At 38.3% G+C, this 18,054-nt stretch carries 13 protein-coding genes; 4 read left to right on the forward strand and 9 right to left on the reverse strand.

Features of this window, described 5'->3' with window-relative positions:
* Positions 1–45: 45 nt before the first annotated feature.
* A complete protein-coding gene (locus DYQ05_RS01830) occupies positions 46–6,387 on the forward strand; it encodes an autotransporter outer membrane beta-barrel domain-containing protein (RefSeq protein WP_206183728.1) in 6,342 nt (2,113 codons plus the stop codon).
* A 136-nt stretch (positions 6,388–6,523) separates the two neighbouring features.
* Here the strand turns inward: DYQ05_RS01830 and recO are convergent, their stop codons facing one another.
* From recO to DYQ05_RS13530, 4 genes are read right to left on the reverse strand one after another with little or no spacing between them, the layout of a single operon-like run.
* The gene (gene recO, locus DYQ05_RS01835; protein WP_206183729.1) at positions 6,524–7,318 is read right to left on the reverse strand and encodes a DNA repair protein RecO; all 795 of its coding nucleotides are present in this window, start codon (positions 7,316–7,318) and stop codon (positions 6,524–6,526) included.
* Positions 7,319–8,767, reverse strand: a complete 1,449-nt coding sequence (locus DYQ05_RS01840; RefSeq protein WP_206183730.1) for a HEAT repeat domain-containing protein — start codon at positions 8,765–8,767, stop codon at positions 7,319–7,321.
* On the reverse strand, positions 8,764–9,663 hold the full coding sequence (locus DYQ05_RS13525; RefSeq protein ID WP_252723475.1) for a hypothetical protein: 900 nt from the start codon (positions 9,661–9,663) through the stop codon (positions 8,764–8,766). The genes DYQ05_RS01840 and DYQ05_RS13525 overlap by 4 nt, the downstream gene beginning before the upstream one ends.
* A gap of 23 nt (positions 9,664–9,686) precedes the next feature.
* Positions 9,687–10,325, reverse strand: a complete 639-nt coding sequence (locus tag DYQ05_RS13530; RefSeq protein WP_252723476.1) for a hypothetical protein — start codon at positions 10,323–10,325, stop codon at positions 9,687–9,689.
* 208 nt (positions 10,326–10,533) lie between these two features.
* Here DYQ05_RS13530 and DYQ05_RS01850 point away from each other — a divergent pair, with 208 nt between their 5' ends.
* Entirely contained in the window at positions 10,534–12,141 is a 1,608-nt protein-coding gene (locus DYQ05_RS01850; RefSeq protein WP_029408797.1) for a 5'-nucleotidase C-terminal domain-containing protein, read from the forward strand.
* Between the two features lie 98 nt (positions 12,142–12,239).
* Positions 12,240–13,418 carry a YibE/F family protein gene (locus tag DYQ05_RS01855; protein ID WP_194077003.1) on the forward strand — a complete coding sequence of 393 codons (1,179 nt, stop codon included), beginning with the start codon at positions 12,240–12,242 and terminating at the stop codon, positions 13,416–13,418.
* A 126-nt stretch (positions 13,419–13,544) separates the two neighbouring features.
* On the opposite strand, the gene DYQ05_RS01860 is transcribed toward DYQ05_RS01855, so the two are convergent.
* On the reverse strand, positions 13,545–14,360 hold the full coding sequence (locus DYQ05_RS01860) for a DUF4097 family beta strand repeat-containing protein (protein ID WP_194077004.1): 816 nt from the start codon (positions 14,358–14,360) through the stop codon (positions 13,545–13,547).
* A gap of 12 nt (positions 14,361–14,372) precedes the next feature.
* The gene (locus tag DYQ05_RS01865; RefSeq protein WP_020964194.1) at positions 14,373–15,113 is read right to left on the reverse strand and encodes a YggS family pyridoxal phosphate-dependent enzyme; all 741 of its coding nucleotides are present in this window, start codon (positions 15,111–15,113) and stop codon (positions 14,373–14,375) included.
* Between the two features lie 157 nt (positions 15,114–15,270).
* On the opposite strand from DYQ05_RS01865, the gene DYQ05_RS01870 reads away from it, so the two are divergent.
* Positions 15,271–15,912 (forward strand): cyclodeaminase/cyclohydrolase family protein, encoded by a 642-nt coding sequence (locus DYQ05_RS01870; protein ID WP_024466622.1) that lies wholly within the window; start codon positions 15,271–15,273, stop codon positions 15,910–15,912.
* Between the two features lie 46 nt (positions 15,913–15,958).
* On the opposite strand, the gene ruvA is transcribed toward DYQ05_RS01870, so the two are convergent.
* The 3 genes from ruvA to DYQ05_RS01885 all read right to left on the reverse strand — a co-directional run bounded on the left by ruvA (position 15,959) and on the right by DYQ05_RS01885 (position 18,011).
* Positions 15,959–16,564, reverse strand: coding sequence for a Holliday junction branch migration protein RuvA (gene ruvA / locus DYQ05_RS01875; protein ID WP_024470105.1), 606 nt, complete (start codon positions 16,562–16,564; stop codon positions 15,959–15,961).
* The gene (ruvC, locus tag DYQ05_RS01880; RefSeq protein ID WP_024470106.1) at positions 16,557–17,072 is read right to left on the reverse strand and encodes a crossover junction endodeoxyribonuclease RuvC; all 516 of its coding nucleotides are present in this window, start codon (positions 17,070–17,072) and stop codon (positions 16,557–16,559) included. The genes ruvA and ruvC overlap by 8 nt, the downstream gene beginning before the upstream one ends.
* A gap of 69 nt (positions 17,073–17,141) precedes the next feature.
* The gene (locus DYQ05_RS01885; protein ID WP_024470107.1) at positions 17,142–18,011 is read right to left on the reverse strand and encodes an Rpn family recombination-promoting nuclease/putative transposase; all 870 of its coding nucleotides are present in this window, start codon (positions 18,009–18,011) and stop codon (positions 17,142–17,144) included.
* Positions 18,012–18,054: the final 43 nt, after the last annotated feature.

The raw sequence follows: 18,054 nt of genomic DNA on the forward strand, positions 1-18,054 counted from the left end.
TTGAAAAAATCTTCGCTTAGCTTATTTTAGATGGAGGTTGGTTGTATGGGAAAGATAGGGAAATCTTTATTATCCGTATTGGCTGTATTAGTCATTATCACAGGTTCGACATGTAAACAAAATGTGGCTTTGGGAAGTGCCATAGACATAGGTTATTACCCGGAAGGGAATATACTTTATCCGGATACGGGAGAAACGCCGATAAAAGGCTCTTTTGTATTAAAAGGTGTTGCAAGACACGATGACGGTATTGATTCGGTGTCGGTTGTATTTCAAAATATTGAAACTAAGGCGAGAACAAAAACTTATTCCGCCAATATGGATTCATCGTCAGGTTCTTCCGTAATGTGGACTGTAAACATAGATAATACTTCACAGGGTACGGAGGCCGGGCATGAACTTGTAAAACTGTATCCCATACCTGACGGAGAATATACCGCTATAGTTACCGTTACCGGTACTAACGGAAAATCAGTAGAAATTACAAAAAATTATAAAATAGATAACACTCCTCCTGTATTTATAGTTGACAGACCTTCAACCTATGCAGGCCTGTCCGAGGAACCTCCGGTTACCGATAAATACGGGGCGGTTTTTTCGATTGTAGGATTGGCAGGTGAAAGAAATACGGTAGAAGAACTGTCCGCTGCGGTACCCGGAACCTCCGTTTCCGTTGTTCAAAGGTTTATAGGAAAAAATATAAATACGGTAATGACCTCGGCAGGGGAAACGAATTATACGGATTTTCAAAATTCCGTATCCTCATCTTCCGCGGTTAAAGCCGCTCTTTCTTTATCCGATAATGCCCGTGAATATAGAGGAAGTAATGCCGACGGAAAGGGGAATATTTCCGAATGGTATTATTTGAAAAGTGAAATTTACACTTCCGTAATTGCAATGGGCTACACTGCCGAAGTAATAAGCGATTATTTTTCCGGTAAAAAGGGTTCCAATAATAACGAGCATGAGAAAAAAATACTACAGCTGCGTTCCGATACTTCAGCATTGGCGGTTTTAAAAGATAAAAGAATTATGATGAGCGATAAGCGAAGCGCTTTTAAATTGGACCCCAGCAAATCTCCGGGATTTAGAGTTACAAACGTAAAAAATATGGAAAAAAGCTCTTTTGATTTAAATCTCGTTTCTACGGCTCTTTTTAAAGAAGGGGTAGAAACTTTTGTAAATGTAGAGCTTATTCCCAATAAAGATAATACTCCGCTTACGGGAGGCTCTCAGCTTGCAAACTATAATGCAAGTAATATCAAAGTAAATTTATACAAATGGAACGGAACGGGAGATGAAAGCGACAGCTTAAAAAACTTTATCGAAGCGAATCTTGTAAAAACTGAGATATTGGATTTTAGCACTCTGACAAGTACGGACTTATCGAATAATGTAATAAGTGTTGACGGCACCAATTTAAAACTTAAGTGTAAACTTCCTTCGGGATTTTCCGAGGGGAATTATTTAATATCGGTTGAAGGTACCGATGTTACAAATGCAGAATCGAATAAATTTGTCGCTTATGATGACGGAAATTCGGCTAACAGCGGTTTATTTGTATGTAAATATCTTTCGGCAGGAGGCGGAGTAAGAGTAAGGCCTGTGCGTTTAACCGATAAGTATGTACGCTCCGATTTTGATATCTTTGCCGATGTTACTGGCTTGGGCGATACGGGTAAAATTTATTACGATGTAGATAATCAAAATGTTCCTGAGGATTCTTCTAAGGCCCTTACTTTGGAAACGTCTCCCGGAATACGGTATAAGGCTAATGTAAATATAGCCTCTCTTACCGACGGCGACCATAAAATTTGGTTTAAGGCAAAAAGTTCTACGGGCGGAACGGACAGCGACTATATGGAATTTGTAGTTGATAAAACGGCTCCCGCTATTGATATAAGTTATCCTCTGCCTTCCGAGCCTCAAGCGGGAGAAATAAGCGTTTCCGGAACAATTACGGACCTTTATTCCGGGGTTAAAGAAACAGGTACAAAATGGATAATAGGAAAAAGGTCTTCCGTGCCTGCCGAAAACGATACAGGTTGGAAAGATATGAACGCTTCCACTAAGGGTTCATGGAATTTTTCGGTTAATTTGGATTCCGTACTTAACTCCTCTATGTATGGAGAAGCCGCGGGCGCTTATTATAAAATCCCCTTATATATACGCACTGAAGATTCCGTAGGTAATATACAGGTTCATACAAAAGAGATTCTTTTTAACCCGGACGGAACAAAACCGGTTGTAAGAGTTCTTTCTCCCGCAGCGGAAGCCGTTGTAGGCGGAACAATTCAGATATTCGGAACTGCAAGCGCGGTAAAAGGCGGCCCGCAGGCTGTAGGTGAGGTATACATTCAGTTTTCAAAAAACGGCAGTTTTTCAAACGGTTCCGACTGTACTTTCGGCACGGATTCCTCTTCGCCATCTTATACAGCGGATTGGTATCAAAGCGGAAACGGTCAGCTTATTCCCAATACGAATACGGCAGGCGGTGCGGAATGGCGTATCGAAATTAACGGAAACGGAGCCTTTAACGGTACAAGTCAGAGACAAGATGTTTATTTCAGGCTTCGCGCAAAAAATAAAACAAATAACATGATGGGCGAATGGACGGCTCCGATTAAAATAGTCGTAGACAAAGAGGCTCCTTTAATTACGGAAGCGAAGATAGATAATACGTCAGGCTCTTCTTCTCCGCAAAGTTATGAAACTAATATGTGGATAGGAAACGGTAAAAAATTGACTGCAAAATTAACCGACCCTTCAGGCATAAAAGAAGTGAAAATTACTTCTGCGGAATTGAACGGAGGTATATCGTATAGTTTAACTCAAAATAATATGCCTTCAAACTGGCTTACGCCCAACGGTTCCAATTACGATTTAAGCATACCTCTTTATTTAAACACTATGTCTTCATCTGCGGGCGGCAAGTTTTCTATAAAGGTTTCCATTACCGAGAATACTTCAACGAGTTTAACTTCCGAAAATACCTTTACTTTCAGGTTCGATACCGTTGCCCCTACAGGCGATTTCGGCGAAGCGGTATATATTCATAACGGAAACTTTTCCGCTTCATCAATCAGCGATGTTCAGCTTGCACAAAAAGTAACGGAGTTAGGCGGTAATGCGAGTTCCGGGGCGGGAGCGAAAATATTGGCGGGAAATACCGTACTGACTGTAAGCAGTGTAAACGGCAATACTATAAACTTTACTCCGGCAATTACATCGGGAATTTATAATTATATTCTGTATAAACCGAATACTTTAATATATAACGGTACAGGCAATTGGATTGTACATGGTGTTGCAAACGATGACGGTTCCGGTATAAAAGAAGTGGAGGTTTGGGTAAGCGTAAACGGTAGTGAAACTTCTAAAACCCTTATAACCGAAACGGATACTTCAAACAGGATAACCCGTCAGCTGGGCGGCCAATGCACATGGAAAGGCTTGATAGATTTAAGTTCTCTTTCCGACGGTAACGGTTCTTTGCATTATAAAGTAACCGATAAAAGCGGAAATATCTACGGCCCCGTTACGGCAGCCGTTCTGGTAAAAAATAAGCCGATAACCGTAAACTCGATAAAATTGAGCACGGATATAGGAGGCTCATCTGTAGATTTTATAAATAATACGGATAACAATGCTCTTACAATAACGGCCGATTCAAATAGGGATTATACCGGCACTTTTAAGAGTAAAAACTTTGCTTTTAAAAATAAACAGAATTCAAAGATAATCGTTAATTTTACCGGAGGACAGGGACAGGTAAAGTACAGGCTTAAAAAAAGCGATGATACCGTTTTGAAAGACCTTACGGATATTTCAAGCGGAGGCGTAATAGATTTACAAAGCCATATAGATACGATAGGTAATTCCGACGGTAACCCTACAACTATAAAGCTGGAACTGTGGGACAGTGCATACGGGCTTGCTGCAGGAACTACTTCAGCCTTTGCAAAAATAGATATTACAACTCTCTTTGATGCCGTTGACGGCAAAAAGCCTACGGTAACGGTTTTACCCTTCCACTGGAACGGCGAAGATGATAATTCTTTGTATGAAAACAAAAGGCTTAACGGGCATATTGAAATTGCAAATATCTCAGGACTTTCCGCAGGCTCATCGGTATCGGGTAAGGTAAGCTTGAGAGGTTTTGCTTACGATAATATAAAAATCGAAAAAATTTCTGCGGTGCTTCCAAACTCTTCTTCTTTAACGGTTACGGCTCAAAGAAGCGGCAGTACTTGGACTTCCGATAAAAATATGAATTCCGACGGAGCCGAATTAAAAGTTGAAACGGTTTCGGCAGATTACAGCGGTTACTATGTAAAATGGACTCTTAATTGGGATACTGAAAAGGCAAGTGTAGGTACCGGAAAGGAAATAAAAATAACGGTAAATGACGGAAGAAACGGGGACGGAGACTCTTCCGATACCGAACATCTTCCTTCAGTTACTACCGTAACCCGCAGTTCCGAAACCAAGGCGGAAAATGCCGTATTTGCAAATGCAAAGCAGGGGCAGTTCGTTGTATTTAAAAACAACGGAGAAAAGCAATATTTAACCCGTATAAGCGGTACGGCAGGAAACACTGTTACGCTTGAAAACAGCGTTCCTACGGAATGTACGCAGGCTTATTTATACGATTATACTTCAAACAAAGCCAAGGCAACCGTAAATATTGTGCCTTATGTTACGGATATCGAAACCCAATTAAAAAATGCCGACGGTGTTGCCAAGGGTGCTTTCTCCAGGGCTTCAACGGGAGAATATCCGGTTAGGGCCGGAGAAACCGTGAAAATAAAGGGCTTTAATTTAAACGGCGGTAACGTTAAAATTAACGGGTCTTCCGTTGCAGGCAGTTTGGACAGTTTAACAATACATACTAATCAAGCGAGCGGTGATTTAACTGTTACCGTAAGCTCTGTGGAATCAATCAATAACAAGGTTGATATAACAAAACCGTATAATATTGAAGCCAACGGCATAAATAACAATATCCTCACGGCAAGACGTAAGTTATTTGTATGGGAAATGAAGTCGATTATTGATAATAATTTTATGGATAGTCCTCAATTTGTGATGGATAAGGATTCAAATTATTATATGTCGTACGGTTCGTTAGCCGGTACTGGTGCAATGAGTTTTCATATGATGAAAAACGGCACGGTAAATAATACCTCATCGCAAATGGCTGCACAATATATTATCGAGCAGTGTTATAGTAAGTATCATAATACAATAATAGGCTATGATGATGCTGGTAATATGTATGGTGGTGCAAGTAACACCGACAGAGCAAGTAGCAGTACTAGTTTTACTTTCTTTTCTAGAGAGCAAGGCTCTAATGCTATTGGTAATAATGGTAATTATAATGGTGGAACGAATAGGCGAAGACTTGAAAATAATTATAATAAACTTAGAGGGGTTTATGATGTAAATCGCGTTCAGATTCCGAAATTATCGGTAAGAGGAAGTGGAAGCGGAGCAAAAATTGCTCTTGTTTATTATGACAGTAATAATGATAAATTACCCGTAAAATTCCGTTATGGTACTGTGAATTCAGCTGATAGTATAACCGGTGGTATAAGCAATAATGTTGATAGTAATGGTGGTGGTAGTGATCCTAACAATTCCGGTTCTTCTCAAGGTTATGAAGTCATAGCAGATACCACGACAGTACATAAAAGTGGTAGCTATGTAGCTGTGGCGCTGACTTCAGAAAATAGGGCTATTGCTGTATGGTATGACGCTGCAAATGGAAATTTGGTGTATTCATATCGTGATATAGGAACAAGTTATAATGCTCCTGCAATGAATGCTACTGATCGTAAAACTAACGAATGGCAAAATAATGCAGTTATTATTGACGGAGGTGCCCCATTGTATGTTGATATTATGCTTGATGATTCAAACGGATTGCACATAGGCTATTATTCTAGCAGTTTTGGAGGCGTAAAATATGCATATCTTCCTCCTGCCAAGGTAACAGGAGCTAAACCTTTATCATCTGACTTTAAAATCGCAAAAGTGGATAAATATATGAATCCCGGTGCTTATTTAAAAATTGGAGTACGTAAAGAGAACGGAAAACAAGTCCCATATATTTCATATTATCACAATGGGTTCTTTGGTTCTGTAAATTCTGTTCGTATGGCTTGGTTAAAAGACGGAATTGCTAGTGATAATGTTGTAAAAGATGGCCTTACAGATGAAGCTAAATTCACAGGTAATTGGGTTGTTATGACGGTACCTGCAAGTTCGGGAATTCGGCAGTACACAATTTGTCAGGGTGTTCCGCTTAGCGGTACTTATGCTAATGATATCATTGCTGCATATTTTACCAATAAAAATTATGAAATGGCGGTATTAAAAAGATAAGTAATTAAAAAAATATTATAACCTGCAATTTCCTGTTATGGAATTGCAGGTTTTTTAATTTTAAAATACGGCTTAAAGTACGTTAAAACAAGAAGTTTTTAAATCAATTAAAAGTCGGATAATTCTCCCACTGTTGTCAAAACAAAAAATCTCCAGACTCTAAAGTTCTAAAAGTTCCTTCCGTTTGGGATTTTATAAGATAAAATAAAAAGTGTTTTAATTCCGAATATGTTTTTTCCGAAATATCCAGTGTACGCGATATTTTAGGGATTAAATTTTTTACCGCAAACAAATATAAAAGGCTTTCCGAAGAAAGTTTAAAATTAGGTTCACCTTTTTGTAAACAGTTTTTACAAACGCAGGCGTCTTCATTAGGGATATAAAATAAAACCTCTTCGTTTTCATTATTCTTTACAAAGGACAAATTCTCAATTTTTCCGCTTAAATGTAAACCGCAGCGGTTGCAAGTTTCCACTTCAGGTGCAATACCCGAAAAAATAATTACACGCCATAAAAACCTCAGCAAAGCCGTTCTGCATTCCGTTTCATTTGAAGAGGCGATACCGGTTAAAAAAAAATTAAGAATTTCCCAATCGATATTACCCTTTAACTTTACCGCAAGTTCCGAAGCAAAGGCCGCACACCAAAGTCTCGTTAAATTATCTCTTAAACCGATACGGTATTCCGTTACTTTAAAATCGGTTATCTTATTGGAATTCTTTATCGGGTTTGAATAAAGCCAAACGGTTCCGCTTTGATACGGTACTACAAGTCCTCTCATCTTGCTTTTCGGCCCTCCGAAGACGGCGGCTTCCAAAATGCGTGAACAGTGCTCCTCTCCGGGCAAAAGTAAAACCGCATTGCGATGCCCTTCTCCGAAATCTTTAACGGAAAGGATAAGAGCTTCGGAAGACCATGAGCGGCAGGACATTTATTTTGAACCTGCTTGCTCTAAAAGAGTTTTTGCTCGGCGGCTTAACGCTCCGTTGCTTTCATTTTCCGCAATTGCAGAAACAAGAGGTGCAAGTGAAGAATATTTATTTAATTTAAACATATCCAGTCCTATGCTTTTAAATAAAACTTCCTTATGATTCATAAAGGCTTCTGCAATTTTAGCGGTTGCACCGTTTTCTATTTTGGAAATAATCTTACCGAGTTCCGAAGCGAATTTGTTTTTTTGTTTATTTGAAGCTGAAAGAGATACAAGCGTTTCTTTTTCGATATCAGCATAAATAAAATCAAAATTATTCTTTAAAAAATATTCTGCAATTTTAAGCCTAAGCGTAATACCCGTTTTTTCATCGTTAAAAGCTTCTTTAATCCATTCATTCGATTCGCCGTCATTTAATTCCGATAAGGCTTCTATTGCTGCAATCCGTACCGTATTTTCAGGGTCTTTTTTTGCCCGGTATAAAATATACGGAACCGCAGCGGAATTTTTTTCTTCTTTTGCCGATTGAATTGCCTGAAGCCGCACCTTGTAGTATGTATCCTTAAAAGCCTGTAAAAGAACGGCTCGGGCTTTTTCGGTTTTAAAACCGGCAAGACCCTTAATTGCGGCGGTACGCAAAACGGGGTCTTTGTCCTCAAAAAGTTCCGTTAAAACGGGGACCGCTTTTTCATCTCCGATTTTTCCTAAAGCCGCCGCCGCCGTTCCTCGTATTATAGAATTTTCTTCCGTATCCGCCGCAGTTTTTTCAAGGAAATCCCAAGTTTCACCGCTATGCAATTCTTCCAATGCAAACATAATATTTTGTTTTAGAATAAGCGTTTCTTTTTCATCTTTTGAGCTGTCCGATTCAAATAATTCGGAAAGGAAAACGGCATCTTCCGCTCCCCCTATTTTTCCTAAGGCGGTAATCGAAATCGCCGTATAATCGCTATCTTCGTCTTTTAAAATTTCGCGTAAATATTGAATACCGTCCGCAATTTCCAAATCGCGGATATAAGCGATTGCGGCATTTACCGTATCTTTCGGATATTCGTAACGGTTTTCTAAAACTATAAGAGCGTCCGTTTTTAAACAAGAATTTTTCTTTTGTGCAAAATAAGCGAATAAGGCATTTCTAACGGCAGGAACCTTTGTTTCGGTAAATATTTTTTGCAAATCGGAATCGAAGCCATCTTCTTTTTCGTTTTGCAAGGTTTTTATAAGTTCAAGAATATCATCTGCAAGACCGTAAAGAATAATATTGCGTCTTTCTTCCGTTTCGGAAATTTCTTTTTTTGAGGTTTCCTCAGTCTTTCCGTTTTCGGATTTTTTTTGCTCCTTATCCGATGTGTGTTCTTCGGAGGGCGGATTTTGCGTAAATGCAACAGAAGCATAAATAAGGATAAATAAAAAAATAAAAGGTGTTTTTAAATTAAGTTTTTTTTTCATAGTTTCTCCCGTATCCAATCTTTTATTATCGGTTCGATACTCGGCAAAATAAAGCCGAGTTTTTCAATGCCCTTATGTTGTTCCGAAGCCTCCCAGTTTTGGAAAGGATTGTCGTAATTTTCTTCAAAAAAATCATATATCAGATTTTCCGCATCTACGTATTCGCTTTTAAAAACCGAAACCGTTTGTACGGTTTGTTTATCCAACTCTTTTCGTATAGAAGTTCTGATATTTTCAAAAAACATACCCTTATGCAGTTTATAACTTGAGCCTGTCATAAGCTGTATTATTTCGGCAATTGAACCTGCCGGTTTCAGCTCCGGCTGTGCAGGAAGAATAGGTTTTTCTCTTTTTTTAAACACGAATAATTTAGGCGTTTTCGGTACCGTCTTGTTCTCTTGAAGTTTTTTTTCCGTTTTTTTATTTTCGGATATTTTCTTTTGCGTTTTTACCTTTTTTATTTTCGGTTTAATTTCTTTTGCTTTTTTCCGTTCTTTTTTATCTTTATCAATATCGGTCGAAACGGTTTTTTGTTTTGCGGGAGGCAGGGCTTTTTGTAAGTTTTCTTTCGGAGGTGGAAGAGCTTTTCGGGTTTCTGCATTTTGCATAGTTTTTTGACCCGGTTGCGGAAGCGTCGCTTTTACCTTGCTCCACTGGCGCTGCAAATATAAATCTCCGCTTATGCTGTAGTAATAACCGCTTACTATGTTAAGTAAAACGGCCTGAATAATTTCTTCATCTTTCCAGCCGCGGTATCTTCCTATTTTTACCGCTTGAAAAATATTAAAGTGATTTGTTTTATATTTTCTGCTGTAAAGCAAAACGGCATTTTCAAAAGCGGAATTTGAATACATAGGCCAATATTTAAGCATATATGCAATAACCTTATCTTCCACCGATTTTATTGTTTCAGGGATTATTATAGCTTCGGTTTGTTCTTTTGTAAAATAATTTTTGAAAAATCGAAGGCGGGCTTGGGGCGGTATACGGCAGCTTGTCTTTTGCGTAATGCCAGCTCTTCCTGTTCCGCCTTATATTCATTTACTGAAGAAAGCGTATCCGTTACATAAAGTCTTATAAGTTCCGCCGATTTTTTCATAGCATTTTCTTTAAAATTTAAAATCGCCGCATAACGTGAAAACTTTTGTGTAAATGAAATTGCGGCAAATCTGTCGTTTGAAATTGCCGAAACGACGTGTTCGCATTGCTGAATAACATTGTAAACGTCATTGGGATTTAAATTTGAAATTTTTTCCGTGATAAAAGATATAATATGTTTAATTTGAACAATAGTTTTTTGTGCAAGTGTAATTAAATTCTGTGTAAGCAGTTCTTGAAAGCGCGGCGATTTTTGCCTATAGCAGGACATTAATTCCACCCTCATTTTTTCATCGGGGTATTTCCGCTTTAATTTTTCATTATATAATGAAAGAGCTTCGTTCATAAAGCCCGTTTTTCTAAGCTCGAAATATCGTTCAATATCCAAATCATCGGAAAGGCTTAGTTGAGGATATTCCTGTTTTAAGACTTGTTTTTCAAGTTCCGTTATTTGTACCATAGATTCACCTGTTTCCGACTATAGTATAGAAAAAATAAAAAAAAACAAGGTATAGATAGTTAAAGAAACGTTTTTTATTTTCCGCCTATGTTTAAATATTAAAATGGAAGATAATATGGAAGTTAAAATAAAAAACGATTTTTATTTAAGCAAAATCCTTGCGTTTTTTGTTATTTTAATGTATACTTTAAAAATAAGGAGTGTGAGTATGCTAAAAATCAACAAAAAACTTTTCACGTTAACGGGTTTTGTAATGATGATAGCGGTATTTTCAATGCTGTTTTCTTCATGCGAAACGGATTCAAATTCTTCAAATGAACAATATGCTTCCATTGAAGCAAAGGCGCCTTCCAACCAAGTGGATATTCTCTTGTTTAACGACTTTCACGGTAACGTTGCGGAAGATACACGCCCCGGAAAGGGTAAAAATGCGGGTATGGCAAAGATGATAGGCTATGTAAAGACCGCAGGAAGAGAAAATCCCAATACGATTGTCGTTGCCGGAGGCGATAATTATCAGGGAACCGCTATATCCAATTTAACTTACGGAGCTCCCGTTTCGGCAATGATGAGGGCAATGAATGTTACCGTATCGGCCGTCGGAAATCACGAGTTTGACTGGGGCGTTAAACACATGACAAAGTGGCAAAAAGACGGAAACTTTACATTCTTAGCCGCCAATATCGTAGATAAAACGACAAAAAAACCGGTAACTTGGGCAAAGCCGTATATGATAATCGCAAAAGGCGGATATAAAATCGCTTTTATCGGTTTGGCTCACCCCGATACCGTTACCTTAACTAGTGCGGAACATGTCAGCGGTTTGGAATTTACCGACCCGGTTATGGCGGGACAAGAATGGGTTGACTATCTTTTGGCGGGAAAAGCCCGCGAGGGAAAACCCGATGCAATTATTGCATTAACACACATCGATTCGGACCAAAAAGATGACGCTATCAGCGGTAATGCGGTAAAATTGGCTGAAATTAAGGGATTACATGCAGTGCTTTCCGCACACAGCCACCGCACGGTATCCGGTACGGTAAACGGAATGCCCGTTCTTCAAGCCTATTGTTACGGAAGAGCCGTAGGAAAGCTCTCTTTGACATTCGGTGAAAATAAAGAGCTGGTAAAATGCGAGCCCGTCGTTGATGAAATTTGGAAAACCAAAAGCGATATTATCGAAGATGAAAAGGGAAAAGCCGTACATGAAAAATATGAGGCGGAGCTTAAACCCATTATGGGTGAAGTTATCGGAACCGCCGAAGGAGAGTTTACCCATGAGCGAAGTGATAAGGGAAGTAATACTCTCTTAGGAGCGTGGGCAGCCGAGGTGCAACGACAATTAGGAAAAGCCGATATAGCAATTCAAAACGGAGGCGGTTTACGTAGAACGCTCGCCGCGGGAAATATAACCGTAGGCGATTTATACGAGATTATGCCCTTTGACAACTATTTGGTTGTTTTCGACCTTTCGGGTGCGGAAATTAAAAAAGCGATAGACCATGGTATTAACAATCCGAACATCACGGACGGACAATTTGCAGGTCTTAGAGTTGAATATGACGGCAGAAAACCGTTTGAAAGCCGCATTACCAAAATTACGCTTATGGACGGTACACCGCTTGATATGAATAAAACCTACAAAGTTGTTGTAAACAGTTTTATGTTTACGGGCGGAGATGCTTACGATTTCAGTAAAGCAATGAACGCAGCTGAAAGCGTGTCCATACGCGATGCTTTAATCGATGCGATTAAAAAAGCAAAAACAATTACACCTAAACCGGTAGATTATATCAAAGATATAAGTAAATAACGGAGAAAAATTATAAAACTTACGGTGCGGAAATTTTTAAAGATAAGATTTCCGCACTTCTTTTTTATCGAATTAACAAAAGCGAAAAAAACATTGTTATGAAAAAAAATCTGTTTTTATTTTTTATAAGTACGGTATTATTCTTTAATTTATATGCGCAAAAAAACCTTGAGGAAATTGACCCCAAAGACAAGGGGTTGGCGGAATACTACAGCACGCAAATGAACCGCCCGAAAAGTCAGGTTGTAAAGGCGCGCGTAATAGAAATAGTTTATGACGATACAAAAGAGCTTCGTCCCGATATTCCTGTAGAATCGGATTTTAGATATCAGCATTTAAAGATTAAAATTTTAACGGGTAAACACAAGGGGGAAATTTATACCGTCCGCAATACGGTTGAGCTTGCAATTCCGTATAAACTTATTTTTAAACTGAATGAAAAAATGATTTTACAGCTTGATGAAGATGAAAACGGCAAGGTAAATACTCTTAAAATTTATGAAAGAGCAAGGGATATAAAGGCTTATATAATTATTTTCGTTTTTATTGCTGCCGTGATTTTTGTAGGAAGAAGAAACGGAGTAAAAGCTCTTGCAGGTTTAGGAATTACCATTGCTCTTATATTCGGATTTTTTTTACCCCTTATTATAAAAGGCGTTAATCCTATTTTGCTGGCCCTTTTCGTTTGTGCGGTTTCGACGGTAACGACACTTTTTATAATCGGCGGAAACAATAAAAAAACATATACGGCAATTTTAGGTACCATAGGAGGGGTAATTATTGCAGGTATTTTTGCTTTTACCGCAGGAAAAATTTTGCAGCTTTCAGGACTGGGAAATGAAGACGCTCAAATGCTTGCCTTTATTCCTCAGCATAAAAAAATCGATTATCAGGGACTTTTGTTTGCCGGAATGATGATAGGAGCTATGGGTGCGGTTATGGACGTTGCAATGTCCATTTCTTCTTCAATGTGGGAAATAATTTCTGTAAGCTCCGATATTTCCGACAGGCAGCTTACAAAATCGGGAATGAATATAGGGCGGGATATTATAGGCTCAATGTCGAATACTTTGATTTTAGCTTATGTAAGCACTTCAATTCCCGTGCTGCTCCTGTTTATAATTTTTTCTAACGGGTTTACCGAAATTATAAACTTGGAATTTCTTTCCGCCGAAATTTTGCGTGCCGTTTCGGGCAGTATAGGTTTAATTTGTACAATTCCTATAACTGTAAAACTTGTATGCCTTTTCAGAAAGACGGAAGAACGAGCTGCATAACATCTCGGTGTAAGGCCGAGGTAAAACGGAAAGAGCGGTATTTAAAAAAAAGCGGAGTACTATACGTAAATATCTCTTTTTAAACTTGGATATATACCTTACAAACGGAAATTATAAAATAAGATTTCAGTTTTTCGGCAAAAAGTTTGAAAGCTCATTTACTTTTAGAGGCGGTCTTTTAGGCCCGAATTCGCTTATTCCGTATTTATCGAATTTTTCTACAAGAGCGGAAGAAGGTTCTACAAACTCCACCGCCAAATTTGAAAAATTTGCGCTTACGGTTATGAATTTTTTAGGTTTTTGAGGAGAAAGCATTAAGGAATTTTTTCCGTAAACTTCACCGTTAAATGTAAAACTTTCGTTTTTATTTTGAGTTATAAAAACATTGCAATTTTCTATCTTTTCCGCAATTGAAATACTTCCCTTTGAAGAGCTTAAGCAAAAGTCCGCAACCGCAACTATTTGCGAGTTGAATATTATACTCCCTGACGAATATGCTATAAGCACATTTTTAAGCATAGAGCCCGTAATTTCCGCTCTGCTTAATGTTCCCGAAACTACAAAATAAACAGCCTTTATTCCGCTTACTTTGACTGTTGAATTTGAGGTTTGAATACGGCAGCTTTCAAGTAAATAATCTTTCGGTACGTAAATAAAGATTGTTCCGCTTGAGGGACGAAAGCCCGTAAATCTTAAACTGTTTCCGCGTTTTACCGCTGAAAGATTTGAACCTTCCGAAAGCTCTTGTTTATAACTTATGCCGCTTTTTTCCGTAGGCTCAATTATAACGTCTATTCCCGAAACCGTAACTTCTATATTTGTAATTTCGGAATTTACCGTAACCGTTTTATCTTCTCCGTTTTGAGCATAAATTACGGAAATTTTAAAAATATTTAAAAAGAGGAAAAAAGCATATAGTTTAAATTTCCGTTTACCGTTCAAACTGCCTCCGGTTTAATTTGATGTGCCGCTATTTTCGTTCCAATAATAAGAATCGGGATAATTCCGCTTGCCGAAGATTGCCGTGCCTACGCGGATTAGGGTAGAGCCTTCTTCGATAGCGGCCTCCAAATCTCCCGTCATACCCATAGACATTACTTCCATGGAAACATTCGGAATATCTTTTGCAATAATCTCTTTTCGTATTTTTTGTAAAAGTTTAAAGCAGCAGCGCACCTTATCTATATCATCGGAAAAAAGTCCTATTGTCATAAGACCTTTTATATTAAGGCAGGGGAGGGCTGCTATTTTTTCAGTAAGGGTAATGGCTTTTTCAGGTTCGCAGCCGAATTTACTTTCTTCTTCGGAAGTGTTTACTTGAATAAGGATATCAATGCTTTTATTTTCAGCTTGCAGCCTTTTACTTAACTTTTCGGCAAGTTCAAGTCTGTCTACCGATTCAATACAATCGGCATATTTTATTACGTCTTTTATTTTATTTGTTTGAAGATGTCCTATAAAGTGTGTTTCATGTTTAATTGAAGAAAGGGCTTTGAATTTTTCGGTAAGCTCCTGTACCTTATTTTCCCCGATTAAAAGTTCTCCGTAGCTCATAGCTTTTAAAATACGCTCAGGTTCTACCGTTTTTGTAGCCATAAGGAGGCGTACTTCTTTAGGGTTCCGTCCGCAGGCTGCACATGCGGATTCTATGCGTTTGTGTACGGCTTGTAAATTTATTTTAATTTCGTCAGACATAATTTCCTCGATAATTTAATTTACCGAAATTGGAGTAATAATTCAAGAGGCGGTCAGACTTAATTTACAGTTTAACATAATTTTATAGGATACACATATTGAAGAACTGTTTGAAAGAGCCTATAATATTATATCAAATAATTCATAAGGAGAATTTATGAAACTTGTAGAGATGACCGTAAAAAATTTCGTTGCGGAAACTGCGAGCGATTCGCCCGCTCCGGGGGGCGGCTCCGTTTCCGCTTTGGCAGGTTCGCTTTCGGCGGCTTTGGGACAAATGGTAATCAGGCTTACAACAGGCAAAAAGGCTTTTAAAGAGCTTGATGAAAAAACTCAAAAAGAATTTGAAACAAAACTGCCTGAACTTGAAGCGGCTCAAAAAAGGCTTGATGAGTTAATCGATGAAGATACGCAGGCGTTTAATGCTTTTATGGAAGCTTTAAAACTTCCGAAAAATACCGAAGAGGAAAAAGCAAAGCGCAGTAAGGCTATGTCCGATGCAACCGCAGTTGCCATGCAAATTCCGTTGGAAACTGCAAATACCTGTCTTAATGTGTTAAGACTGTTACCTATTGTTGCCGTTTACGGAAATAAAAATGCAGCTTCCGATATAGGTGTGGCGGCTTTAAATGCCCGTTCAGGTTTGGAAGGCGCTATTTTAAATGTTAAGATAAATTTAGGCGGAATCGATGATAAACCTCTTTGCGAAAAAACCCGTGCAGAATGCAATAAAATGCTCGAAGAGGGAGATAAGCTTAAAACGGAAATTTTAAAAACCGTTTATTCCAAAATAGAATAACAAGGTTTAAAACCTGTCCCTTATGTGGTTTTCCGGGGACAGGTTTTTAGCTTAAAGCTACTATTGCTCTTCGGAAAATTTCCTGTTCGTTTTCTTTGATTGTTCCCCCTGCGGTTTTTAATTCTTCCGCAATTGTTTCAACTTGTATTACAGCTGCCCGGCGTTCAAAGCCCATTTCGGTTAAAGCGTTTATTATATCTTCAAATTCCGGTTTTTTACCTGTTTGAATTTTTCCGGTACCTGTGTCGGAAGATGTAAGCTTTCCTTTTAATGCAAGAATCATTTTTTGAGCCGTTTTTTTGCCTATGCCCGGCACTTTTTGCAGTTTTTCCAAATCTCCTTCTTCCAAAGCCTGTTCAAGTATTGAAGCGTTTAATCCCGACATAATTTTAATGGCTTGACGCGGGCCTACTCCGTCAACCTTTGTTAAATCCAAAAATAGGGAGCGTTCCGCAACGGTCGGAAAGCCGAATAATCTCATTTGTTCTTCACGATGATATAACCATGTATAAACCTTTACTTCTTTCCCTATAATTCCGAAGTTGTCCAAGGCTAAAGCGGAAACGAAAATTTCCCACTCAACTCCCGAGGTTTCTACATACACCGATTCTAAAGTTTTGCCGGTAAGAATTCCTCTTATACTGTTAAACATAAAAATCAGTTCTCCTTACATCTCCTAAATTTATTTTTGTAATTGCGGCCGCAAGAGCATCTGCTGCATGGTCCGGTTTAGGAACGGCAGCTAAACCTAAAATTATTTTTACGGCATTTTGTACTTGCGCTTTTTCAGCTTGGGCAATCCCCGTTACGGCTTTTTTTATTGCATTGGGAGCGTATTCCGACACACTTATTCCGTTTTGCGCAAGAGCAAGTAAAACAACGCCTTTCGCTTCGGAAACGGTTATTGCACTTGTAACATTTTTTGCAAAGTAAACGGTTTCTATCCCAGCCTCGGCCGGTTTATATTTTTTTACCAATTCCGAAATTTTGTTAAAAATAATTAAAAGCCTCTCTCCTTGCGGCATATCGGACGCGGTTGTTATTGAACCGTATTCAATACATTTAAATTTATTTTGAGAAAATTCTATAATTCCGTAGCCCGTATTTGCAAGACCGGGGTCTATACCTATAACGCAGGGTATAAGTTGTTGTTTTTTCATATTGGTTTCGTATTTTTAATAATGCATGTTTATAGCGGATATTTTAAACACGGCAACTGAGATTTATATTTATAATGCTTCTATTTCCGCTTGGGAAAGACCGGTCAGTTTAACTATTTCAGAAATATCATAATTGTTATTTTTCATTAGTTTTGCCGTTTGTCGTAAACCTTCCATTTTTCCCTGCGTTATTCCCTGAGCTATACCCTGAGCTATACCCTGAGCTATACCCTGAGCTATACCTTGTGCCATCCCCTGAGCCATACCTTGTTCATGACCTTCTTTAATTGCATAGTATTTGGCTTCATCCAGTATGCTTATCATTCTCATATATTCTTTCCTCCTTGCTTCATTTTGCTTTATTTCTTTTATTAAATTATCGAGTTTTTTGGTAAAAACCGTTTTGCTTGTTTTCCCGTTCATATACTCCAAAAAGGCTTTAAGCTCTGCAGTTCCGGCTTTTTCCGAGGCCTTGCTGTTTACGATAATTTTATTTATTCCGTCTTCCAATAGAATATCGGGTGATTCCGTACAGACGGTTTTAAAGGTGTATATAGGTAAACCCCTGTTAAGATAATCAAAGGGACAAAAAAAGATTATAAATGAATCTGTTAAATCATTATACAGTTTTCCTTTTTCAAGGCTGCCGAGGTCTATAGCAGACTGATAGTATCGCATACGCCGTGCTAAATCCTTTTTGTCAATAGCCTGCATTTCTATATCATAGATATTTCCTTTTTCGTCCTTTGCCCATACGTCAAGCCGTATACCTTTGGCATTTCCCGCATCGGCAATGACCTTTTGATAGCCGATTTCCGTTACGGTAGAAATTTTGTTACAGAGTACTATATTGATTAAGTCTTTGCATACCGACGGTTCTTGCATAACATGATAAAATATAAAATCGTCAACGATTGTCAATTCTTCAAATGTTTTCATATTACTCCCTATTTAAATTAAGCGGTATTAAGTTTGAGCCCTT

Source organism: Treponema pedis (genome assembly GCF_017161325.1).
GTDB classification, from domain to species: domain Bacteria; phylum Spirochaetota; class Spirochaetia; order Treponematales; family Treponemataceae; genus Treponema_B; species Treponema_B pedis.